The sequence below is a fragment of the Nordella sp. HKS 07 genome (assembly GCF_011046735.1).
Classification (GTDB): domain Bacteria; phylum Pseudomonadota; class Alphaproteobacteria; order Rhizobiales; family Aestuariivirgaceae; genus Taklimakanibacter.
This window is the reverse complement of sequence record NZ_CP049258.1, coordinates 5030956-5050920: the sequence shown is the minus strand read 5'-3', so window position 1 is coordinate 5050920 and position 19965 is coordinate 5030956. Positions and strand designations below refer to the sequence as shown.

Sequence of the window (19965 nt, the reverse complement as noted above, 5' to 3'; positions counted from 1 at the left end):
ATTCTTGCTTTCAGTTGACATTGGCGTCAACCATAGCGACGGCGATGGTCAAGGAGAATATCCGATATGAAAGACCAGGAGATCAGAGCGGCTCTGGATCGCCACTGGGCCGCCTCCGACGCAAGCGACTTCGAGGTGGAGCACGAGATCTATCGAGAGGACGCGGTGCTCGACTATCCCCAATCGGGCGAGCGCATGCGCGGGCGGCGAAATATCCAGTTGTCCCGCGCGGCGCAGCCGAACCGGAAGCGTTTCACAGTGCGGCGGATCATCGGTGCGGGCGACCTCTGGGTCACCGAATATGTCCTGACCTATGACGGGCAGCCGTCCTACACTGTGAGCATCATGGAGTTTGTCGATGGGAAGGTGGCCCGCGAGACCCAGTATTTCGGTGATCCGTTCAAGCCGGGACATTCGCGCGCGCAATGGGTCGAGCAGATGCCGTGAAACCTGGCCGCCGTAAGAAACGCCACCTGCCGCTCGTGCGCTCAGACCTGCCGACGGATACTGTCTCACTCGCGCGTTATCTCATCGGCAAGGTGTTGGTGCGGGCTTTGCCTGATGGCGTTGCCAGCGGCCGGATTGTCGAGACCGAGGCGTATGTCGTCGGCGACGCCGCCGGGCACGCCTATCGGGGAATGACCCGGCGCAATCGCTCGCTGTTTCTCGAACATGGGTACGCCTATGTTTATATAGCCTATGGCAGCTCATACCTTCTGAATGTCTCAAGCGAGGCGCCCGGGATCGGAGCCGGCGTCCTGATCAGAGCACTCGAGCCACTCGACGGTATCGCGATCATGCGGCGAAACCGAGGTATCGAGCGTTTGCGTGACCTGGCGCGTGGGCCAGGAAAACTCGCCACCGCGTTGCAGATCGATCTTCGGCTCGATGGCCTGGATCTTTGCCGGGAAGGCCCGCTCTGGCTCGCCGGCGATGACCACGAACCCGGCGAGATCGGGCAGAGCACCAGGATCGGCATTTCACGGGATGCACATCGCGTCTTACGATTTTATGTCCGGGGCAGTCCGTTTGTCAGCGGTCCAAAATCCCTCAACGGATAGGAACCCGCCGAAGCGAAATCGTGGTCGAAATGGTGGTAATCGTCATGCGCCGCGACCGAGGAGATGCGTCGCCGAACGCCAGGCATGATGCGCGATGCGGTCGAGGCGGCGTACAGCGTCGATCCGCGCGAAGGCATCGGCGGCGGTCAGTTTTCCCGGCGCGACGGCAGCAAGCGTCGCGGCGCGATGATCACCCTGCAGGGCGTCGAGCTCGCGGGCGGCCTCCTCTCCTTCAGCGAGCGCCGCGGCGATCTCAGGCGAAACGCTCCAGCCGATGGGTGTCGCCTTGATGCTCAAGGCGGATTCGGAGGTGATCGAGCCGCCGACCGCCTGTGCCGCGCGCATCGCCTTGGCGCAGAGTTCGGCGGCGCGTAGGTCGTCGGGGGCGCCCGCCGGCTTTGCGGTGAGCCCGCCATTCGCCAGGGCCTCGACCAGGCGCGAGACGTGATCAAGCGCGTGCAGCGTGCTCGTCAGGCGATGCTGCTCGGCCTCCGTCTCGGGCGGCTCGTGCAATTCGGACAGGAAATCGCGCACCTGTTCGAGCGTCGTGGCGGCTTCCGCCGTGTCCTTCGCCGCAGGATCGGCCCCGCCCGAAAGTGCCGACGAAACCGAGGCGGCCACTCTCGTGAGGATGTCCGCCACGACACGCCGGGCAGCTTCAATCGCGATCACCGGGCTCGCGAGTGCGCTCGGATCGAGGGCCTGCTCAAGGGCGGTCTGGCGCGAAGGCAGGAGGCGCTCCACGACGCGGGTGAACCACTGCGTCGCCGGAAGGAGCACCGCGACGCCCACGACGTTATAGGCCGTGTGGTAGGCGGCGAGCAGCGTCATCCCGTCGACCGATGCGGTGAAGGCCTGCATCAGCCGGGCGGTGAACGGAAAGGCGACGATGGCGATGAGCGCCGCGATGAGCTTGAACAGCACATAAGCGAGAGCGAGGCGCTTGGCCGTGCTACTCGCGCCGATGGCCGCCAGCGCGGAGCTCGTCGCCGTCCCGATATTCTGGCCGATGATCAGCGCCGCGCCCTGCTCCAGGCCGACCGCCCCGGCGAAGAAAGCCGAAATGGTGACGGCGATGGCGGCGGTCGAGGACTGCATGACCGCGGTCATCGCCAGGCCGGCGAGGATCAGGCTCAAAAGGCCGACCAGGCCCGAGGCCCAGCCTATGCCGGGCATGCCCAGCACCGCGGGCAGATCCGACGGGTGTAGGCTCTCGGCGAGGCCGCCCATGCCCTGCTGGAGAGTCGTCAGCCCGTAGAGCACCAGCGCGAAACCGGCGAGCGCCCCACCCGACGCCGCGATCCGCCCGCCGCCCAGGAGCTTCGCCAGCGCGCCAATGAAGATCAACGGCAGCGCATAGGACGATAGCGAGACGCGCACGCCGATCAGCGCGATGAGCCAGCCGGTGCCGGTGGTGCCGACATTGGCGCCGAAGACGAGGCCCAAGCCTTGCGGAAAGGTCAGCAGCCCGGCGCTGACCAGGCCGATCGTCGTCATCGTCACCGCGCTCGACGACTGCACGAGCAGCGTGACGATGGCGCCCCAGAAGGCGCCCGAAAGCGGCGTCGCCGCCGCCTTGCCGAGCACGGTGCGCAGGGCCGATCCCGCCAGCGCCTTGAGGCCGTCGGTCATGACGGTCATGCCGAGCAGAAACAACCCGACGCCGCCCAGAATGGCGATTGCTGTCGACATGCACCCTCGACCTGTCCACTGTCACGTGCCGGAGTATGACCTGAACCTCTCCTTTGGAGTAGAGGCGGCATATCAAGGATGCGAGATGATCAGGCCCTCTTTCCCGTCCGCCGGCCAAGCGGCGCGCGCCGCCGCTGCCGCTTGCCACGCGCGATCTCCGTGGCCAGCGCGTCGAGCTTCGGCTCCCAGAAGCTGCGGAACTGACCGATCCACGCATCCACGGTCTGCAGCCCGGCGGCATCAACCGAATAAAGCCGGCGCTGCGCCTGCGCCTCGACGCGCGCGAAGCCGCTCTCACGCAGCACCTTCAGATGTTGCGACACCGCCGCCTGCGTGATCCCGAACTCGGCCCCGATCGCCTCCACCACTTCGCCCGACGCCATTTCGCCTTGACCGATGAGCTCGAGAATGCGGCGGCGCACCGGATCGGCCAGGACCTCGAAGACGTGCATCAGCTTCCCGTGCCTGGATGCGCCATGTCGGGCGCGAGCTCGCCGCGATAGAAAGCGATGGTCCGGTCCGACCGCTCCTTTGCCGAGGCCGCATCGGCGCCGCTCGCGACATGCGCGGCGCGCCAGAGCTCGCCGCTACGGCTCATATAGTCCTTGCCATCGGCAGAGCCCATCCAGGCCTCGGCCGTCGCATGGTCGACCGACGCGCCGGTCGCCACGTGCCGCTCCAGCCCCGTGAAAGCGAGGTCCCAGCCGATCCCTACAGCACCCGGGCCATACTGCTTCCAGTGGTCCTCAATGAACGCGGTGTGCTCCAGCGTCAGCAGCGCCTCGCCCCTCACCGCCCTGACCTTGACGTCGATCCAGCTCGTCCCGCCGCCGAATTCCCATGTCGCGGCGAAATGAGTGGGCGGCGTGCAGGCGGTGATGGTTCCGCCTGCATTCCCGGTGAGCTGGTACCTTCCGCCAAGCCGGAGGTCGCCCGCGACCGGCAGAAACCAGCGCGGAATGCGCTCCTTGCTGGTCAGCGCGTCCCACAGGTCATCGACCGTCGTGTCATAGGCGCGCGTCAGGATGACCGTGCTCGCCGGCTTCCCGTCCTTCTCGAAATTGCGCACCGAGCGCGTGACCAGCCCCAGCACACGGGCGGCGTCGATCTCCATCACTTCCTCCTCATCCGTTTGCGACTCGAATACCGGCTTTTGCTTATATAAGTCAAGACTTGTATTAAGAGGAGGCTGCCGGCTGCGCGTGCCGGATTTCTTTGGCTTCTCAAAATGCGCAGGCGACCCTACACTCCGGTGAGACAACCGATGGGCCATCGCAGGACTCCCCTGATGAGCGAACAAACGATCCGTTTCGATGATGGTGCCGCCTACGAACAGATGATGGGGATCTGGAGCCGGCTCGCCGGCTCGATCTTCCTCGACTGGCTGGCGCCGCCTAAGGCCTTGCGATGGATCGACGTGGGCTGCGGCAACGGCGCCTTCACCGAACTTCTGGTCGAGCGTTGTGCGCCGGTGGAGGTTCAAGGCATTGATCCCTCCGAAGGGCAGCTCGCATTTGCCCGCACGCGGCCCTCAGCGAGGCTGGCGGAATTTCGCCTGGGCGATGCGATGTCGCTTCCCTTCCCGGCTGACTGGTTCGACGCCGCCATCATGGCGCTCGTCCTTGTCTTCGTCCCGGAGCCCGCCAAAGGTTTAGCGGAAATGGTTCGCGTGGTGCGGCCGGGTGGCATCGTCGCTACTTATATGTGGGACATGCCCGGCGGCGGCTTTCCTCTCGAGCCGCTCCTCATCGGAATGCGCGCCATGGGCCTGAACGCGCCGCGCCCGCCGCAACGGGAGGCCTCGCGAAGGGATGCCATGCTCGATTTGTGGAGAGGCTCCGGATTGGAGGACATCGAGACGCGGGAGATCACCGTGCACCGGACCTTTGCCGATTTCGACGACTGGTGGAGGACGAGTTTGAAGTCGCCTTCGCTCGGACCCACGATCTCAGCGCTCTCCGCTGCGGACGCCGACACGCTCAAGAGTGGGGTGCGGGCGCGCCTGCCGGCGGACAGTGACGGGCGGATCACCTATGAAGCGCGCGCCAATGCCATCAAGGGGCGACTCCCGACCTGATCCAGGCAAACGCCTGCGCGTCCTAAAGCCTTTCCCGTTTTGATCGAATCAATCGATTCGATCAAAACGGGATAAAAAGGCTCGATTACATATATCTGGAGCGCTTCCTCGTCGCGAAAGTCGAGCAACTTTCGCGGGAAGCGCTCTAGCAAATGTTATCCGCGCAGTGTCTTCCAGGGCGGATCATTGGCGACATCGACCAGCTCATAGCCGATCGGTCCGACGCAGGGGCCTAAGATGGCGACGATCTTCGCGTGACTCTGGCCGACATTGAACGAGGCGTGCACGACGGTGGCCGGAATGAACGCTGAGTCGCCGGGGCCGAGGATGCGTTTCTCGCGATCGACCCACTGCTCGACAGTTCCGGCGACGACGAGGATCACCTCCTCCTGATCGGGGTGCTTGTGGAAATTATGGCCCTTTCCGGGAGCGAGGCCGACATCGATGACGGTGAGCTGGCGGGCACCGGTGCCGGGCGGATTGCTGAGCCAGCGTAACGTGCCCCAATCCTCGACCTGGTTCTCGACCTCTTTGGCGATGACGAATTTTCCCGACATTGGCCTCTCCCCGACAAGCGCTTCCAGATTCTGCCTTCTACACAGGCAGCGTAGCCTACTCCGCAGCCCTTCTTGAAGCCCCCACGACGGCGGCGACGCGATGACTTTGAATACCCCCCTCATGCTGAGGTGCGACCCCGGCCTTGAGCCGGGGGAGCCTCGAAGCATGATCCAGGTACAGAAGATGAGGATCGTGAGTGGGAGCGTCGCCACTCACCGCATCAGCTGTCGAGCAGCTCCGGCCGGAACTGTCTTCGCCGGCTGATGATCTTGCCCGCGACCATGAATACGCCGTCGCCCGTATAGTGCAGCGTCTCCGGATGCTTTGGAGACCTGGCGACATGCGCCTTCACGACCTCGAAGATGAAGAAGTTGTATTTGTCGACCAGGGCATCATCGGCAAGACGACACTCGAAGTTGGCGTGACACTCGGCGATCAGCGGCGCCTTCACGCGCGTCGCCGGCTGAGGCGTGAGCCCGAATGTTCGGAACTTGTCGACCTGGGCACCGGTCGTATTGCCGACACCGACCACGGCGTCGGTGAGCGCCGTCGTCGGCAGATTGATCACGCATTCGCGGCTTTTGCGGATCAGGTCGAAACTGTAATTCCCGCCGGCGATGATGCAGCCGACAAGCGACGGCGAAAACTCCATCACTGTGTGCCATCCCATCGTCATGATGTTCCGCCGGCCATCCAGCGCCGAGGAAACCATCACGATCGGCCCCGGTTCGAGATAACGCCGGATCCGGGACACCGGATAGTCGAGCTTTGCTGCATGTCTCGCCATGGGAGTCTCCTTGCCAGGCCCAGATTTTCTCATGCCTAAGCCCAAGAATGATCATTTGGCCAGATCTCGAATTCCACGTAAGCGGCGGCCGGGACGATCTGGACAGAAAGAGCATGATAGTGGCCATATCCCGCGTTATCACCGCTGTCGCGGCGCTGCTTTCAGGCGTGCCGGACGCGATATCCACCGAGCCATGGCAAGGGCGCGACAGCCCCTTCGTCCTTGGTGAGGTTCTTCCCGAGACGACGCCGGCCACCTGCGCGAGCGTGAAGCACTGGGCTGCCGAGGCTCCGCAAGTCGACGACCGGGTGAGCTTCGCGATCGTCGGAAGACTGGTGTCGGCCGAATGGGACGGCACGCTTGCCTATCTGATCATGTGCCCTGAGTCCGATATCCAGGTGATGTGCGTCACCTACAGCAAAGGAAGGGCGCGATGTGGGCGACACCGTGCTCTTTGCCGGCGGCTACAGCCGCGCCGGCGAGCGCGCCATCGTGCTCGACCCGTGCCTCGCCTCGCCCGCGCAGTAACGGGCCTCTATCTGCCGCTCGCGGCGGCGGTGAACACCGCCAATTGAGCAGCGAAAGCGCGTTTGAAGGCGGGCCGCGCTTCGCCCCTGGCGACATAGGCCGCGAGGTTCGGATAATCCTCCAGCATGCGGGAACTGCTTAAGCGGCGCAGGACATGCACCATCATCAGGTCACCGGCGCTGAACGCGCCGTCGAGCCAGTCCGATGTGCCGAGGCGGGTCGAAAGCTGCCCCAGACGGTTGCGGATGCGACCGTCGACAAGGGGCAGACGCTCCCCCGACCAGCTCTTGTCGCGTTCCACGAGCACGGCGATTTCGCGATCGAGGATAGGCGGTTCCATCGTGCTGAGCGCGGCGAACATCCAGGTGACGGCGCGCGCCCGGGCATCCGCATCGTCCGGCAGCAGGCCTTTATGGCGCTCGGCGATATGAAACACGACCGAACCCGTCTCGAACAGCGCGAGATCGCCCTCCTCATAAGTCGGAATCTGTCCGAAAGGATGCAGCGCCAGATGCTCAGGCGTCTTCATCGCGTCGAACGAAACAAGACGAACATCGTAAGGCTGACCCACTTCCTCAAGCGCCCAGCGGACGCGCATGTCGCGCGCCAGTCCCCTGCCGCGATCGGGAGAGTTTGCAAAGGCGGTGATCGTGGGTTTCATGGGGAGGCTCCGGACGATTGTTTGACACCGTCCAGCCTAACATGGGTCATGGCGATAATCGCCCGCTGTCGGCCTTGCGGGGCCCCTAGGCTACTCTTTCATCCCGGCAGGCATTGCGTCCATGTCCGCCGATATCGCTTCAAACACGTGACCATCGGGATCCTCGAAAGCCCGGGTATATAGCCATCCCATGTCCTGCGGCTCGCGGATATCGGCCTTACCGCCGCTCGCGGCCGCCGCCGCGACGATGGCGTCGACCTCTTCGCGACTGTCGCGCGTCAAGGCAAGCAGCACCTCGGTCGTCGCATGGGCGTCGGCAATCTTCTTCGGCGTGAAGGTTGAGAAATAGTCGTGGGACAGCAACTGAAACGTGATGGTGTCGGACCAGACCATGCTCGACGCCTGGTGGTCGCTGAACTGCTCATTCTTCCTGCATCCGACCGCCTCGTAGAAGCGGGTCGCGACGGCAAGGTCCCTCACCGGCAGATTTACATAGATCATCTTCGGCATTGCGGCTCCCCATTGGAGTTTTTGATGCATCTGGCTCGCGCCACTCAGGAAGGGCTCGATCAGCGGCTAACATGTAGACTGACCTACATATTCTGTAGACCAGTTTTCATATTCCGTCAATTGTGATATCGAGCCTTGATGGCAAACTCGACGAAAGACCGGATGCTGCACGCCGCCACGCGGCTTCTCCAGACGCGCGGCTACTACGGCACGGGATTGAATGACATCCTCGCCGAAAGCGGCGCCCCACGCGGTTCGCTCTATTTCCACTTTCCTGATGGCAAGGGGCAGCTTGCCTTGGAAGCAACCCGGGCGGCGGTCGATGACGTCACGCTGGCGACCGCCAGGATCATCGCCGAGGCCGAAACCCCGGGCGCGGCGCTCAGAACCATTTCCGAACGTATCGCGGAACTCATGAGATGCACGAACTACGAGCGCAGCTGTCCCATCTCGCCGCTCATACATGATGGGACAAACGATCTGCCGGCTCTTCTTGATGTGTGCCGCGAGGCTTTCGACACCTGGATGGGCCTTATGGAGGAGATGCTTCTGAAGTCAGGCCTGCCGGCGGATCGCGCCAAGGCACTTTCATTGCTGGCTCAAACAGTATTCCAGGGTGGCGCCATCGTCTCGAGGACCCACCATGATGATCGGATGCTTCTCGATGCGATCGACGAGGTGGCGCGACTGGTCGATAAAGAAGTTGCCGACGTTTCCTGACAAGCAATCGAACGGAAGTACACGAAGGCGGCACGCGGCCGGGAAGTGGCGGTCATGCGAGACGAACAGCGTGGCGCCCTCGAATTCCGCCAGCGCCTGGACCAGCATCTCCTTCGTCGCGATGTCCAGATGGCTCGCCGGTTCGTCGCGAACCAGAAAGCTCGGCGAAGCGATCCGCTTTCTCGCTATCGAACATGTCTATCTCCCCTCGTCTTCATTCGCGAATATTCAGTCGTTGAAGACTTCGAATGTCAGATGGTCCGGCCGCAATGCGCTCAGCACATCGTGGGCATCGAGGATCGCACCCGGGGCGTGAGCGCCCGCATGAGCGAAATCGGGCCTGAGAAGACGCTCGGCGACTTCGCATATGAGCGGCGCCGAGAAGGCATAGATATCGCGCCCCTTGGCGATGACGCGACGAGTCCTGCCGCCCGCAGTCGCCACCACCTCGACGACAAAATGTTGCGTCGAGCGGCCCGTCGCATCGACGACCGGAGCGGGAGTCGCCGCATCGCGAACGTCGCGCAGTGCGTTGGCACTGAGATGGGTGTGAAGGCTCGATGGCTTCAAGTGACTTGAGATCAGGATGACTTCCGAAAACGGGATTTCGAGCGTCGCCTGCCGGCCGACCGGTTCGGCAAAGCTCCAGACCTTCTCGGCCGGCGGGAGATTCACCGGCACCAGTTGCCCGTTCTCGACGACCAGGCGCCTGGCGGTGTTGCGCTCGCCGGTGAGGCGGGTTCCCCGCGGCGGATGCCAGCTGTCGAGACCAATCAAAACCTCGATCCCATCGACATCATCCCATTCGCCCACGGCGACCGTCGCCAGCAGATCGGCGAAACCGCCATAGAAACCCATCGCGGGGATCACAGCTACGCCGGCCTTGCGTGCGGGCGCATCGAAATCGTCGAGTGTCGCCAGGGCGTTGGGCTGCTCGGCAGTGACGTCGAGATAGTGGATGCCGGCGCGCATCGCGGCGGCGGCGACCGCGCTTGCGGTGTCGAGGAAGGCACCCGCGCAATTGATGACCGCCGCCGCGCCCGCGAGCGCCCGGTCCAGGCTTTCGGCATCGTCCACCGTGGCGCGCCGGCGGATCACTTTCGGGTCGGAAAACCGCGCCGATGTAAGCGCCTCCTCACTACGCGCTATGGCGATCGGCACGAAGCCGCGGCGCAGCAATTCCTCGACGACGAAAAGTCCGGTGTGGCCGGTGGCTCCATATACGGCCACCCTCTTTCCAAGGGTTTTCTCGGTATTCAGCGGCATCCCCGTCCCTCCTTTTGCTACAGACCTGTCTGTTTCCTACATACAGGTCTGTAGCGTGTCAAGCATTTTTGAGCTATGGGATGCGCAGAGGAGATGTTGAGATGCCCGAAGCCCCGCTTGTTTCTGTCCGTCACGATCCGATCGATGTGCGGGAGAAGATCCTGGAGACCGCCTCCACCCTCTTCTACAGGCAGGGGGTACGCGCCGTCGGCGTGGACCTGGTGGTGAAGGAGGCTGGTGTCGCGAAGACCAGCCTCTACCGGCATTTCGGCACGAAGGACGACCTGATCGCGGCGTTCCTGCAACGGGAGGATGCGGACTTCTGGTCTCAGTGGGAGAGCGTCGCGGCCGCCCATCCGAACGATCCCAGGGGTGAATTGTCCGCCCACATGGAATGGATCGGCGCCCGGGCCGGGCGTCCGGGTTATCGGGGTTGCCCGCAGATCAACGTCGCCGCGGAATTTCCGGAAGCGGATCATCCGGCGCGCAAAGTTGCCACTGCCCACAAGCGAGAGCTGCGTCGGCGGCTGACGGTCATCGCCGAGGCCCTGGCGGTTCCCGCTCCCCAAGAGTTGGGCGGGCAGCTCGCCGTGCTCATCAATGGCGCATTTGTCAGCACCCCGATTTTCGATTCCGGCGAAGCTACGCTCATGCTTCAGCGCGCTGCAGATGCCTTAATCTCAGTGGCGTCCGTCGGCCGACGCTGAAATGCTGATATGCCGATCTGCGCCCGTCGCACAAGCAAGGCCTGCTCTCGTGAAGCGTTCACGCGCCGGCAGGAACGACGTGGTTCGTCCGAGCGCAGTCCGGTCCAAGATCTCTCAACGAATAGAACGGGAATCGCGCTTTCCAGCAGCCCGGGTGGAAACGGATAGGGACGACGGATTATGCATCGGGCGGCGGGGTCACCATCTGCGCGCCGAGTTCGCCGCGATCTACATTGGCGCTGTTGAGGATTGCGGTCGTTTCCTCGGGCCGGTGCACGTTTATCGTATGACACACGAGCAAGCCGCTTTAGCAGATAATATCGACCGTGAAAATTACGCGACTGCTGTGATACGCAGGAATGGCATCTCCGCCGGAACACGTTGGTATGCCGACAACACCCGTGAGCCTATTCGCGACGAGACGTTGCGGGACGGCTTAGTGGCAATTGGAGCAGTTATACGACGCGAAGATTTGCCAACGACATCAAGCGAGCCGCGCTACGCGCTGAAGCGCGATTTCGCAACGCTCTTCGATCCGGCACTCGATGGTGCGGCGTTGGAGACGGCGATAGCCACTTTCCAGGAGACGCATCTCAGCAATGGCGCATTGGCGCGGGTAACTATTATGCGAGAGGGAGCAGCTGCCAACGTGGCTGGAATCCGCGTCACCTTTCCGAATGGTGAAACTAGGCTACTCGCGCCGGGTCCGAGTTCTATCATCACACAAGCCGTTATCGAAGTATTCGCAAAGAGGTTTCTTAGCAGTGGTGCTTTGGTTGAGTGAGAGCGGCAACAAAGTTGTCATCCGCGGTGATGCCATAGCAAGCGCAACTGGGCTCAGGATCGAAGCAGACAAGAACCTCCCGGATCTAATCCTTGCCGATCTTGGCGATAAGGAGCCACTAATCCTATTCGTCGAAGTAGTTGCAACCGACGGCGCCATTACCGATCGCCGCGTGAGGCCATTTACTTGATGACAGATGCCGCCGATTTCGACCGGAAACAAATCGCATTCCTCACAGCCTATCAAGATCGCCAATCCGCTGGTTTCAAAAAGACTGTTGCGCAACTTGCGTGGGGCTCTTTTGCATGGTTCGTATCAGAGCCGAAGCAGCTTCTCGTACTGCACGACGGGACAGCGGACGTATCCCACCTCGCTAGCTTGCCAAGAGGCATAACGTCATTGTGATGCAACTTGAGTCGGTCACCTGCATATTAGACAACAAGCTTGTGATGCGTAGATGCGCTTCAATCTCGGGATTGGTAGATTATTGATAACTGTGCGGAGCAGGAGGCTTAAGCATAGCTTCGAGCGGCCGCTTCAGATCTACGCTTCAGCGCGGCCGCAGCACTTGATCTTGTGAGCAGATTACCAACTTTTTCGAACCGCGCGTCATCGCGACATACAAATGCCGTCGATCCATAAGTTCTGGATTCAAGATGACACAGATTTCTGCTTCTAACCCCTTGAGCAACAACGTGCTGCCAACCGTTCGTTTCGCCAGCGGCCTTCCAATAAGCCTCGACTGTTCACGCACGATGCTCGCCGCTTCGGCGGGCATCATATCGGGTGAGCCAGCACACGCCTTGAACATGTCGTAGGCGCCACGTAAGATCGCCGGGCGATGGGCGCGCACCCCTGGTTGCCGCGCGATGGCCTCCAGGAGCGCCAGGGCTGCTGGGTAACGGGGATTTTTAACGAAGTCGATTGCGGCAGTCTCAGCATCCGACGCTTCTCGGCGAGCGCGACCGTTACGCAAAGAGTCAATACGCGCCAACATGTCAGGAGCGCCAACATTAGTCATGACGCTCCCGGCGAACTCTACCAAATGACGCAAGACTTCTGGCGATTGCAGATTAAATCGGTCTCCGAAATCAACGAGGTCAGTCAAATCGACGTTCTCCACAGTGACCGCTCCAGGAATCTGCCGAGCGAAATCGCGCTGCGCGGCAGGTCGCGTATCGGCTAGAATTAGCGCCTTCTCATTTTCATCGATAGCTACACGGCCGACCGCAACGCGCACGGCGTGATCCCCGCCGTCGCCGGCGAGCCTAACCCAATTCACGTTCGGCGGCACAGCACCAAGGTCGAGCGCTTCGCCATGCAGCAAATGTTCCCGCTGTCGCAAAAGCCAGCGGCCGAACGCCTCTTCGCCGACGCGCACCCACCGCTGGGGTATCTGGAGTTGGGCTACGACCTGGAAATGTTGACAAACCTGAGCACTCCAATCAGGCAAAGGATCGTCACCAAAACCGAAGATCGCTTGCATCGGATCACCAAGCACTACAGTCCGCAAAGCCCAAGATGCAGCGGCGACGATGGCGTGTTGCCGGATGGAGCAATCCTGATACTCATCGACAAAGAGCCGATCGTAAGTCGCGGCCAGAATATCGTTGATGTGGCCACCACTCACCAGTTGAAACGCCGCGTCACGGATGGCAGGATAATCTCGGTTGCGATTCCTCAATTGCAGGACGGCCGGATTGATGCCGGACCTTGCAGGGAATATGTTCACTAGGCGGATCGCCCACCCGTCGATGGTCGCTAAACGATATCGACTTGCCGGCACGGAGGCACGATTAAGCTTTGTGCGGAGAGCAGCGACCCCAGCATTTGTATGCGTAAGTACCAACACCGGCTTGGTACCTTCGTGACGCGACAACGCGTCGGCAATCAGATGCGTCTTACCGCAGCCCGCCGGGGCCGTGATCGCCCCCCGCTCAACACCTAATAGATCGATTTCAACCGACACTGGTCAGCCAGAGCCTAAGGCGTCGGACGATCGAGCGCAGGTTCGGGTCCGCATGTTGAAGACTCGGCCCAACGATAGTTCGCCCGACCTCCTCATAAGCCGTTACCGATTTGAACCATGGGTTCTGCTTTGACTTTGACGCCGTCGCCATCGCAGTGCGTGTCGCCGCGGTTACCATTCCCCGGCAGGCAGCAAGGTCGAGCGTATTACCGCTTGCTGTACTTAACTGCGCATCCACCATAACATCACCACACCATTCGACGGCTTTCTCCAACAAGGCGTGAACCGCGTCATCGGGTAGGCTGTTGAACAATTCGTCTTCGAGTGCCCGTCCGGCCTGCCATGCGAACACCGCACAACCTGCTCCAACAAACATATCTTCCTCGGCCGCGTTAGGCTTGGCATCATCATCTCTCAAGACCGCGACACGATAGTCGAGCGCTACGAATGGCCTCGCTCGCCCATAGATCTTAGACACACCTTTAGCGTCCACGAGACTAACCCCACGGGCGTTAATCGAGCCGTGCCCCAATTCGTCCCAATATAGATCTAGCCCGCGGAGCAAGCCGACCTCGCTTGCTCCTTCGCAGACAATGACGGAAGGAGCGAGGAATGCTTCAGGATGAAGCCGAATGGTCCCCCTGGACGTCATCCACCGATCCGACGACGGTCACATAATGCGCGCTAACTTGTTTCCTCACCACAAACAGTTGATCGCCACGCAATTCCCTCAACGCGATCGGTGAATGGGTGGTGATGAAGGCCTGCAGCGGAGCGGGCGTCTCTTTCGCTCCCAGTGAACCAAGCAAACGGATGACTCGATGAGGCTCTAGCCCATATTCCAGTTCATCAATCAGAATTACGGTCGCCTCTGAGGCTGCCTTTCGTTGGAGGCCAGCCAGCAGCAGGCGGGTTGAGCCGACACCCAGAGCACGTAGCGGTACTCCGTCGGCACTATGAAGTGCGATAGTGCCGCCGCTGAATGACACCGAGTGCGCATCCAACATCGCTTTCGGCTTTCCGCCCGTCGGAATTCCAAGAGCAGTTGCGGTGTCCGTAACAATCTGAAGCGTCTCGCCGAGTTGTATATCAGCGGCGTCGCCGAATGTGACGCGCGCGTCGCGAGCCGCTTTCGCCAAGGCGGCCGAGGTGTCCGCCCGCTCATTAGAAAGACGATTAAGAACCGAACCCCGTCGCCAGGCAAGGTTGTGATCGGCTAATGCGCCGATACGGTTTGGAGAAAGACGCGCCCGATCGCTCCATGTCAGGTATCGGCTTTGTCCGTGAGCTTCGGCACGAGCGGAGACGAGTGTCCAAACAGGATCAAGGTCGCTTCCCACCGTCATGTTGATCGTCAGGACGGTCTCCGCAGCGGCTTCCGGCTCATCCTCAATAGCACGCGTTTGCGCCTTGTACCCGCGAAGGTAGAGGCCATATACTTCCATGCTCTTCAAACTGTCGTCAAGCTCTCCAAGAGTGATTGTGATCGAGATCGACTGTTCGACATCCAACAGGTAGAAATCGGCATCGGTTAGAGAGACGGTTCGACGCGAGCCCAGGCATAAGTCGATGGCCTCAAGGATAGAGGACTTCCCGGAGTCCCCAGGGCCGATCAGGCAGTTGATCCCGGCCGACGGATGCCAGTCGAGCAACTGTATGGACCGGAAATTCTCAATCCTGATGTGACGGACACGCGCCAACCTGCTCCCCCGACTTAGTTGTAATACTCTTACCGCTGTTCGCCGCATGACACCATTGAAACCAGTCATGCATCCACAATCTGCGATCTGGCTGGGAGGTACCGGCATCGGTCCGCCAAGGCGAACTACACGCGGACTTAGCATCGTCCGATAGGATCTGAATGCCGGCTGACGGTGCTAAACTATGCTGATCGTCAGCTGCTAAGGCTACGTACGGAAGGCACTTTATAGGCTTGATTTCAAAGCGTTGAGGCAGGAACAGTGTATCAGGAACGGATGAATGCGCCCTTCGCGAGCGTTGGGTCCAATAGGTCGCGCTGTCCCCTCATTCTCCCACTCGATCGTCCCCGGCGGTTTCGACGTGATGTCGAAACCGCCCCGTTGATACCCTTACCTTTTGGATGATACGGCTGGCAGTACAAGCGAGGAAGTCGTGGTGGAGACGATAGTAGTCGGCGAATATGCAGGCGATCGAGGTACGGCTCTAAACGCGCAGACCCTGCGGCCTTCGCCCATGACGCCGAGGGTCTGGACGGTAACAGGAAAGCGTGATGGCCCTAAGAAGAGTCGCCGTCGCCCTTTATTTTCTTGTTTGCGGATGTTATCTCCGGAAAACGGCATCGCACTTTTCCGGATCATGCTTTACCCGCCCGGATGCAGCCCCGGCGCCTCCTGGCCCGTGCGGGCCACATATTCGGTGTAGCCGCCGCCATACTGATGAACGCCGTCGGGTGTCAGTTCCAGCACCCGGTTCGAGAGCGCGGCCAGGAAGTGGCGGTCATGCGACACGAACAGCATGGTGCCCTCGAATTCCGCCAGCGCCTGGACCAGCATCTCCTTCGTCGCCATGTCCAGATGGTTCGTCGGTTCGTCGAGAACCAGGAAGTTCGGCGGGTCGAACAGCATCTTGGCCATGACCAGACGCGCCTTCTCGCCGCCGGACAGCACCCGGCAGGGCTTCTCGACATCATCGCCCGAGAAGCCGAAACAGCCGGCCAGCGTGCGCAGCGCCCCCTGCCCCGCATGCGGGAACGACTGGTCCAGCGACTCGAAGACCGTATCGTCACCGTCCAGCAGATCCATGGAGTGCTGCGCGAAATAGCCCATCCTGACATTGGCGCCGACGCTGACCGTGCCCTCGTCCGGCCCGGTCGCACCCGCCGCCAGCTTCAGAAGCGTGGATTTACCCGCGCCATTGGCGCCCAGCACGCACCAGCGTTCCCTGCGGCGCACCTGGAAATCGAGCCCCGTATAGATCGGCTGGCTGCCATAACCCTTGTGAACATTCTTGAAGCTCGCCACGTCATCGCCCGAGCGCGGGGGGCTACGGAATTCAAACTGGACGGCCTGGCGGCGCCGGGGCGGCTCCACGCGTTCGATCTTGTCCAGCTTCTTCACCCGGCTCTGGACCTGTGCCGCGTGCGAGGCCCGCGCCTTGAAGCGCTCGATGAACTTGATCTCCTTGGCGAGCATCGCCTGCTGGCGCTCGAACTGCGCCTGGCGCTGCTTCTCGCTCAAGAGGCGCTGCTGATCGTAGAAATCGAGATCGCCCGAATAGGTGGTGAGCGAGCCGCCGTCGATCTCCACGACCTTGCCGATGATGCGGTTCATGAAGGCGCGGTCATGCGACGTCATCAACAACGCGCCGTCGTAATTCTTGAGGAAGTCCTCCAGCCAGATCAGGCTTTCGAGGTCGAGATGGTTGCTCGGCTCGTCCAGCAACATGCCGTCGGGCCGCATCAGCAGGATGCGGGCGAGCGCCACGCGCATCTTCCAGCCGCCGGAGAGCAGGCCGACATCGCCGTCCATGCGTTCCTGGCTGAAGCTCAGGCCGGCCAGCACCTCGCGCGCCCTGGCGTCGAGCGCATAACCATCGAGCTCCTCGAAACGGTGCTGCACCTCGCCATAACGCTCGACGAGCGCTTCCATGTCGTCCGCCTGATCGGGGCCGACCATCGCGGCCTCGAGCTCAGACATTTCAGCGACCAGCGCGCTCACCGGCCCGACACCATCCATCACCGCCCTGACCGCGCTCTGGCCCGACATCTCGCCGACATCCTGACTGAAATAACCGATCGTCATGCCGGGATCGATCGTCACCAGCCCGTCATCGGGCCGGTCCTCGCCGGTGATCATCCGGAAAAGCGTCGACTTGCCGGCGCCGTTGGGCCCGACGAGCCCCACCTTCTCCCCCTTCTGGATGCCCATCGAGGCGTCGATGAACAGAATCTGATGGCCGTGCTGCTTGCTGATGTTGTCGAGACGAATCATGATGTCCATGCTGGCTGAAAGAGGCTGAAACGCCTCTTGCCGAAATTTGTGCCGTCAAAGTGTTGCGGGTGTTTGTCCTCTCACTCCCACTCGATCGTCCCGGGCGGTTTCGACGTGATGTCGTAGACCACTCGGTTGATGCCCCGGACCTCGTTGATGATGCGGGTCGCGGTGCGGGCGAGGAAATCGTGGTCGAAATGATAGTAATCGGCGGTCATGCCGTCGGTCGAGGTGACGGCGCGCAGCGCGCAGACGAAATCATAGGTCCGGCCGTCGCCCATCACGCCGACGGTCTGGACCGGCAGCAGGACCGCGAAAGCCTGCCAGATCGCGTCATAGAGGCCGGCCTTGCGGATTTCGTCCAGATAGACGACGTCGGCTTTCCTCAGGATGTCGAGCTTGTCCCTGGTGATGGCGCCCGGAATGCGGATGGCGAGGCCGGGGCCCGGGAAAGGATGGCGGCCAACGAAATGCTCCGGCAGGCCGAGCTCGCGGCCGAGGACGCGGACCTCGTCCTTGAACAATTCGCGCAACGGCTCGACCAGCTTCATGTTCATGCGCTCGGGCAGGCCGCCGACATTGTGATGCGACTTGATCGTCACCGACGGGCCGCCGGTGAAGGAGACGCTCTCGATCACATCGGGATAAAGGGTCCCTTGCGCCAGGAAGGCGGCGCCGCCGATCTTCTTGGCTTCCGCCTCGAACACCTCGATGAAGAGCCTGCCGATCGTCTTGCGCTTCACTTCGGGGTCGGTCACGCCGTCCAGCGCGCCCAGGAACGTCCTGGAGGCGTCCACATGGACGAGCGGAATATTGTAGGCCTCACGGAACAGCTTCACCACCTGGTCCGCTTCGCCGGCGCGCATCAGGCCGTGATCGACAAAGATGCAGGTCAGCTGGTCGCCGATCGCCTCGTGGATCAGAACCGCGGTCACGGCGGAATCGACGCCGCCCGACAGGCCGCAGATCACCCGCTCGAAGCCCACCTTCTTCTTGATGCGCTGGATCGCCTCGTCCTTGAAGGAGGCCATCGACCAGTTGCCGCGGCAGCCGCAGATGTCGATGACGAAATTGCGATAGAGCCTGGCGCCGTCCGGCGTGTGCACCACTTCGGGGTGGAACTGCACCGCGTAGAACTGCCGCTTCTCATCGGCAATGGCCGCGAAGGGGGCGCCGTCCGAAGTGCCGACCACGCGGAAGCCCGGCGGAAGGCCGGTGACGCGGTCGCCGTGGCTCATCCACACCTGGTGGCTTTCGCCTTCCGACCAGACGTCGTCGAAAAGCGGGTTGCCGCTCGTGACTTTAAGGAAGGCGCGGCCGAATTCGCGATGGTCGGAGCCCTCGACCTTGCCGCCGAGCTGCGCGCACATGACCTGCTCGCCATAGCAGATGCCGAGCACCGGCAGGCCGAGCTTGAAGACGCGCTCGGGCGCCCTGGGGCTCTCGCCCTCGGTCACGCTGGCGGGGCCGCCGGAGAGGATGATGCCCTTGAGACCCGGCCAGTCGAGCGCCTTTTCGGCCGACTGGAAAGGAACGATTTCCGAGTAGACACCGGCCTCGCGCACCCTCCTGGCGATGAGCTGGGTGACCTGCGAGCCGAAATCGATGATGAGAATACGGTCTGTCATGGCGAGCGCTTAAGGTATCGGCCCCGAGTCCGCAAGGGTGTCGCAAAACCCTTGAAAAACCTGGCGTTTTCGGTCGATAAGGAAGCGGTCGCGATATCCTGGCGAAGCCCGATCTGTTATTCTGGCGAGGTTAGGCATGGAGATGTTCTATGACGCCGCATTTCGGCATTCTCGTTTTCCCCGGCGTCCAGCTGCTCGATCTCGTCGGCCCCTATGAGGTCTTCACATCGGTGCCGGACGCGCGCGTCGATCTCGTCTGGAAGGACCTGACGCCCGTCGCCTCATCGAGCGGCCTGCCGGTGACGCCGACAGCGACGCTCGCCGATTGTCCGCCACTTGGCGTCCTGTGCATTCCGGGCGGCGGCGGCATCAATGCGCTGCTCGAGGATGCGGCGGTCCTGGATTTCATCCGCACGCAGGCGGCAGGCGCCCGCTTCGTCACCTCGGTGTGCACCGGCGCGCTCGTCCTCGGCGCCGCCGGCCTCCTCGAGGGCCGCAAGGCGACAACGCATTGGAACGCGTTTGACCTGCTCTCGCCTTTGGGCGCCAAGGCGACAGAGGGCCGCGTCGTAAAGGACGGCAAGTTCATCACGGCGGGCGGCGTCACCTCAGGGATCGATTTCGGCCTCGCCATCGTGGCGGAGCTCTACGGCAGGAAGGAAGCCGAGACCATCCAGCTCGAGCTCGAATATGCGCCAGAGCCGCCTTTCGATGCCGGCACGCCGCAAAGAGCGGGCGCCGATATCGTCGCCACAGCGAAACAGCGCATGGCGAAGATGCGCGCCGAGCGGGAAGAGATCATCGCGCGGCGGCTGCGCTCGTCGACGGGAGCGGCGGTGTCATAGCTCCGCCCTTTCCCGCAGGCGGCAGGGATGTCCGGGGAAATTCGTTGCAGTACACAAGGCCTTACTTAGTTTCCCCTTCTCCCGCTTGCGGGGCGAGAGGCGACGGCGAAGCCGGCAAAAAGGTCCAGTGGACCTTTTTGAGCATCGAGCGCCGGAGCGCAAGCGGAGGCCGGGCCGGGTGGCCGAAGGCCGGATGAGGGT

At 62.1% G+C, this 19965-nt stretch carries 23 protein-coding genes; 10 read left to right on the top strand and 13 right to left on the bottom strand.

The window, feature by feature from the left end; genetic code table 11:
- Window positions 1-66: 66 nt before the first annotated feature.
- A complete protein-coding gene (locus tag G5V57_RS23720) occupies window positions 67-447 on the top strand; it encodes a nuclear transport factor 2 family protein (protein ID WP_165170003.1) in 381 nt (126 codons plus the stop codon).
- Entirely contained in the window at window positions 426-1061 is a 636-nt protein-coding gene (locus G5V57_RS23715; protein ID WP_165170001.1) for a DNA-3-methyladenine glycosylase, read from the top strand. The genes G5V57_RS23720 and G5V57_RS23715 overlap by 22 nt, the downstream gene beginning before the upstream one ends.
- Before the next feature lie 42 nt (window positions 1062-1103).
- On the opposite strand, the gene G5V57_RS23710 is transcribed toward G5V57_RS23715, so the two are convergent.
- The 3 genes from G5V57_RS23710 to G5V57_RS23700 all read right to left on the bottom strand — a co-directional run bounded on the left by G5V57_RS23710 (window position 1104) and on the right by G5V57_RS23700 (window position 3867).
- Window positions 1104-2753: a Na/Pi cotransporter family protein gene (locus G5V57_RS23710; protein WP_165169999.1), complete on the bottom strand. Its 1650-nt coding sequence runs from the start codon at window positions 2751-2753 to the stop codon at window positions 1104-1106.
- An 89-nt stretch (window positions 2754-2842) separates the two neighbouring features.
- The gene (locus tag G5V57_RS23705) at window positions 2843-3205 is read right to left on the bottom strand and encodes a helix-turn-helix transcriptional regulator (RefSeq protein WP_165169997.1); all 363 of its coding nucleotides are present in this window, start codon (window positions 3203-3205) and stop codon (window positions 2843-2845) included.
- Window positions 3205-3867, bottom strand: a complete 663-nt coding sequence (locus G5V57_RS23700; RefSeq protein WP_165169995.1) for an SRPBCC family protein — start codon at window positions 3865-3867, stop codon at window positions 3205-3207. The genes G5V57_RS23705 and G5V57_RS23700 overlap by 1 nt, the downstream gene beginning before the upstream one ends.
- A gap of 174 nt (window positions 3868-4041) precedes the next feature.
- Here G5V57_RS23700 and G5V57_RS23695 point away from each other — a divergent pair, with 174 nt between their 5' ends.
- The gene (locus tag G5V57_RS23695; protein ID WP_165169993.1) at window positions 4042-4830 is read left to right on the top strand and encodes a class I SAM-dependent methyltransferase; all 789 of its coding nucleotides are present in this window, start codon (window positions 4042-4044) and stop codon (window positions 4828-4830) included.
- A gap of 155 nt (window positions 4831-4985) precedes the next feature.
- On the opposite strand, the gene G5V57_RS23690 is transcribed toward G5V57_RS23695, so the two are convergent.
- Together G5V57_RS23690 and G5V57_RS23685 are read right to left on the bottom strand one after the other, a co-directional pair.
- On the bottom strand, window positions 4986-5387 hold the full coding sequence (locus tag G5V57_RS23690; RefSeq protein WP_165169991.1) for a cupin domain-containing protein: 402 nt from the start codon (window positions 5385-5387) through the stop codon (window positions 4986-4988).
- Window positions 5388-5608: 221 nt separating this feature from the next.
- Entirely contained in the window at window positions 5609-6175 is a 567-nt protein-coding gene (locus G5V57_RS23685) for a flavin reductase family protein (protein WP_165169989.1), read from the bottom strand.
- Between the two features lie 119 nt (window positions 6176-6294).
- Here G5V57_RS23685 and G5V57_RS23680 point away from each other — a divergent pair, with 119 nt between their 5' ends.
- Window positions 6295-6750, top strand: coding sequence for a hypothetical protein (locus tag G5V57_RS23680; protein WP_165169987.1), 456 nt, complete (start codon window positions 6295-6297; stop codon window positions 6748-6750).
- Here G5V57_RS23680 and G5V57_RS23675 read toward each other — a convergent pair.
- Complete coding sequence (locus tag G5V57_RS23675; RefSeq protein ID WP_165169985.1) at window positions 6711-7364, bottom strand: glutathione S-transferase family protein; 654 nt, start codon at window positions 7362-7364, stop codon at window positions 6711-6713. The genes G5V57_RS23680 and G5V57_RS23675 overlap by 40 nt on opposite strands.
- Before the next feature lie 90 nt (window positions 7365-7454).
- Window positions 7455-7874, bottom strand: a complete 420-nt coding sequence (locus tag G5V57_RS23670) for a VOC family protein (RefSeq protein WP_165169983.1) — start codon at window positions 7872-7874, stop codon at window positions 7455-7457.
- A 162-nt stretch (window positions 7875-8036) separates the two neighbouring features.
- Between G5V57_RS23670 and G5V57_RS23665 the strand changes: the two genes are divergently transcribed.
- On the top strand, window positions 8037-8594 hold the full coding sequence (locus G5V57_RS23665) for a TetR/AcrR family transcriptional regulator (protein WP_165169981.1): 558 nt from the start codon (window positions 8037-8039) through the stop codon (window positions 8592-8594).
- A gap of 228 nt (window positions 8595-8822) precedes the next feature.
- On the opposite strand, the gene G5V57_RS23660 is transcribed toward G5V57_RS23665, so the two are convergent.
- Entirely contained in the window at window positions 8823-9860 is a 1038-nt protein-coding gene (locus G5V57_RS23660) for a saccharopine dehydrogenase NADP-binding domain-containing protein (RefSeq protein WP_165169980.1), read from the bottom strand.
- Window positions 9861-9961: 101 nt separating this feature from the next.
- Between G5V57_RS23660 and G5V57_RS23655 the strand changes: the two genes are divergently transcribed.
- Genes G5V57_RS23655 through G5V57_RS34915 form a run of 4 tightly spaced genes read left to right on the top strand, consistent with a single transcriptional unit; the run spans window position 9962 to window position 11756 of the window.
- Window positions 9962-10567, top strand: coding sequence for a TetR/AcrR family transcriptional regulator (locus tag G5V57_RS23655; RefSeq protein WP_165169979.1), 606 nt, complete (start codon window positions 9962-9964; stop codon window positions 10565-10567).
- A 49-nt stretch (window positions 10568-10616) separates the two neighbouring features.
- Window positions 10617-11351 carry a BsuBI/PstI family type II restriction endonuclease gene (locus G5V57_RS34540; RefSeq protein ID WP_246737341.1) on the top strand — a complete coding sequence of 245 codons (735 nt, stop codon included), beginning with the start codon at window positions 10617-10619 and terminating at the stop codon, window positions 11349-11351.
- Entirely contained in the window at window positions 11245-11541 is a 297-nt protein-coding gene (locus G5V57_RS34920) for a BsuBI/PstI family type II restriction endonuclease (protein WP_256378598.1), read from the top strand. Before G5V57_RS34540 ends, G5V57_RS34920 begins: the two co-directional genes overlap by 107 nt.
- The gene (locus G5V57_RS34915; RefSeq protein WP_256378597.1) at window positions 11541-11756 is read left to right on the top strand and encodes a BsuBI/PstI family type II restriction endonuclease; all 216 of its coding nucleotides are present in this window, start codon (window positions 11541-11543) and stop codon (window positions 11754-11756) included. The genes G5V57_RS34920 and G5V57_RS34915 overlap by 1 nt, the downstream gene beginning before the upstream one ends.
- Window positions 11757-11901: 145 nt before the next feature.
- Here G5V57_RS34915 and G5V57_RS23645 read toward each other — a convergent pair whose 3' ends face one another.
- From G5V57_RS23645 to guaA, 5 genes are all read right to left on the bottom strand, one after another.
- On the bottom strand, window positions 11902-13320 hold the full coding sequence (locus G5V57_RS23645; protein ID WP_165169978.1) for a UvrD-helicase domain-containing protein: 1419 nt from the start codon (window positions 13318-13320) through the stop codon (window positions 11902-11904).
- Window positions 13310-13972 carry a TOPRIM nucleotidyl transferase/hydrolase domain-containing protein gene (locus tag G5V57_RS34535; RefSeq protein WP_371744598.1) on the bottom strand — a complete coding sequence of 221 codons (663 nt, stop codon included), beginning with the start codon at window positions 13970-13972 and terminating at the stop codon, window positions 13310-13312. Before G5V57_RS34535 ends, G5V57_RS23645 begins: the two co-directional genes overlap by 11 nt.
- A complete protein-coding gene (locus tag G5V57_RS34530) occupies window positions 13938-15020 on the bottom strand; it encodes an ATP-dependent endonuclease (RefSeq protein ID WP_246737339.1) in 1083 nt (360 codons plus the stop codon). The genes G5V57_RS34535 and G5V57_RS34530 overlap by 35 nt, the downstream gene beginning before the upstream one ends.
- Before the next feature lie 642 nt (window positions 15021-15662).
- Window positions 15663-17291 (bottom strand): ABC-F family ATP-binding cassette domain-containing protein, encoded by a 1629-nt coding sequence (locus G5V57_RS23635; RefSeq protein WP_165169977.1) that lies wholly within the window; start codon window positions 17289-17291, stop codon window positions 15663-15665.
- Window positions 17292-17371: 80 nt separating this feature from the next.
- Window positions 17372-18919, bottom strand: a complete 1548-nt coding sequence (guaA, locus tag G5V57_RS23630) for a glutamine-hydrolyzing GMP synthase (protein WP_165169976.1) — start codon at window positions 18917-18919, stop codon at window positions 17372-17374.
- A 149-nt stretch (window positions 18920-19068) separates the two neighbouring features.
- Between guaA and G5V57_RS23625 the strand changes: the two genes are divergently transcribed.
- The gene (locus G5V57_RS23625; protein WP_165169975.1) at window positions 19069-19764 is read left to right on the top strand and encodes a DJ-1/PfpI family protein; all 696 of its coding nucleotides are present in this window, start codon (window positions 19069-19071) and stop codon (window positions 19762-19764) included.
- Window positions 19765-19965 lie beyond the last annotated feature (201 nt).

Bases quoted from the DNA above. Each gene is read 5' to 3' on its own strand.
- G5V57_RS23625 (WP_165169975.1), top strand. From the start codon at position 19,069: ATGACGCCGCATTTCGGCATTCTCGTTTTCCCCGGCGTCCAGCTGCTC.
- G5V57_RS23710 (WP_165169999.1), bottom strand. From the start codon at position 2,753: ATGTCGACAGCAATCGCCATTCTGGGCGGCGTCGGGTTGTTTCTGCTC.
- G5V57_RS34535 (WP_371744598.1), bottom strand. From the start codon at position 13,972: ATGACGTCCAGGGGGACCATTCGGCTTCATCCTGAAGCATTCCTCGCT.
- G5V57_RS23720 (WP_165170003.1), top strand. From the start codon at position 67: ATGAAAGACCAGGAGATCAGAGCGGCTCTGGATCGCCACTGGGCCGCC.
- G5V57_RS23690 (WP_165169991.1), bottom strand. From the start codon at position 5,387: ATGTCGGGAAAATTCGTCATCGCCAAAGAGGTCGAGAACCAGGTCGAG.
- G5V57_RS23695 (WP_165169993.1), top strand. From the start codon at position 4,042: ATGAGCGAACAAACGATCCGTTTCGATGATGGTGCCGCCTACGAACAG.
- G5V57_RS23670 (WP_165169983.1), bottom strand. From the start codon at position 7,874: ATGCCGAAGATGATCTATGTAAATCTGCCGGTGAGGGACCTTGCCGTC.
- G5V57_RS23665 (WP_165169981.1), top strand. From the start codon at position 8,037: ATGCTGCACGCCGCCACGCGGCTTCTCCAGACGCGCGGCTACTACGGC.
- G5V57_RS23700 (WP_165169995.1), bottom strand. From the start codon at position 3,867: ATGGAGATCGACGCCGCCCGTGTGCTGGGGCTGGTCACGCGCTCGGTG.
- G5V57_RS23705 (WP_165169997.1), bottom strand. From the start codon at position 3,205: ATGCACGTCTTCGAGGTCCTGGCCGATCCGGTGCGCCGCCGCATTCTC.
- G5V57_RS23685 (WP_165169989.1), bottom strand. From the start codon at position 6,175: ATGGCGAGACATGCAGCAAAGCTCGACTATCCGGTGTCCCGGATCCGG.
- guaA (WP_165169976.1), bottom strand. From the start codon at position 18,919: ATGACAGACCGTATTCTCATCATCGATTTCGGCTCGCAGGTCACCCAG.
- G5V57_RS23715 (WP_165170001.1), top strand. From the start codon at position 426: ATGGGTCGAGCAGATGCCGTGAAACCTGGCCGCCGTAAGAAACGCCAC.
- G5V57_RS23675 (WP_165169985.1), bottom strand. From the start codon at position 7,364: ATGAAACCCACGATCACCGCCTTTGCAAACTCTCCCGATCGCGGCAGG.
- G5V57_RS34915 (WP_256378597.1), top strand. From the start codon at position 11,541: ATGACAGATGCCGCCGATTTCGACCGGAAACAAATCGCATTCCTCACA.
- G5V57_RS23660 (WP_165169980.1), bottom strand. From the start codon at position 9,860: ATGCCGCTGAATACCGAGAAAACCCTTGGAAAGAGGGTGGCCGTATAT.
- G5V57_RS34920 (WP_256378598.1), top strand. From the start codon at position 11,245: ATGGTGAAACTAGGCTACTCGCGCCGGGTCCGAGTTCTATCATCACAC.
- G5V57_RS23635 (WP_165169977.1), bottom strand. From the start codon at position 17,291: ATGATTCGTCTCGACAACATCAGCAAGCAGCACGGCCATCAGATTCTG.
- G5V57_RS23655 (WP_165169979.1), top strand. From the start codon at position 9,962: ATGCCCGAAGCCCCGCTTGTTTCTGTCCGTCACGATCCGATCGATGTG.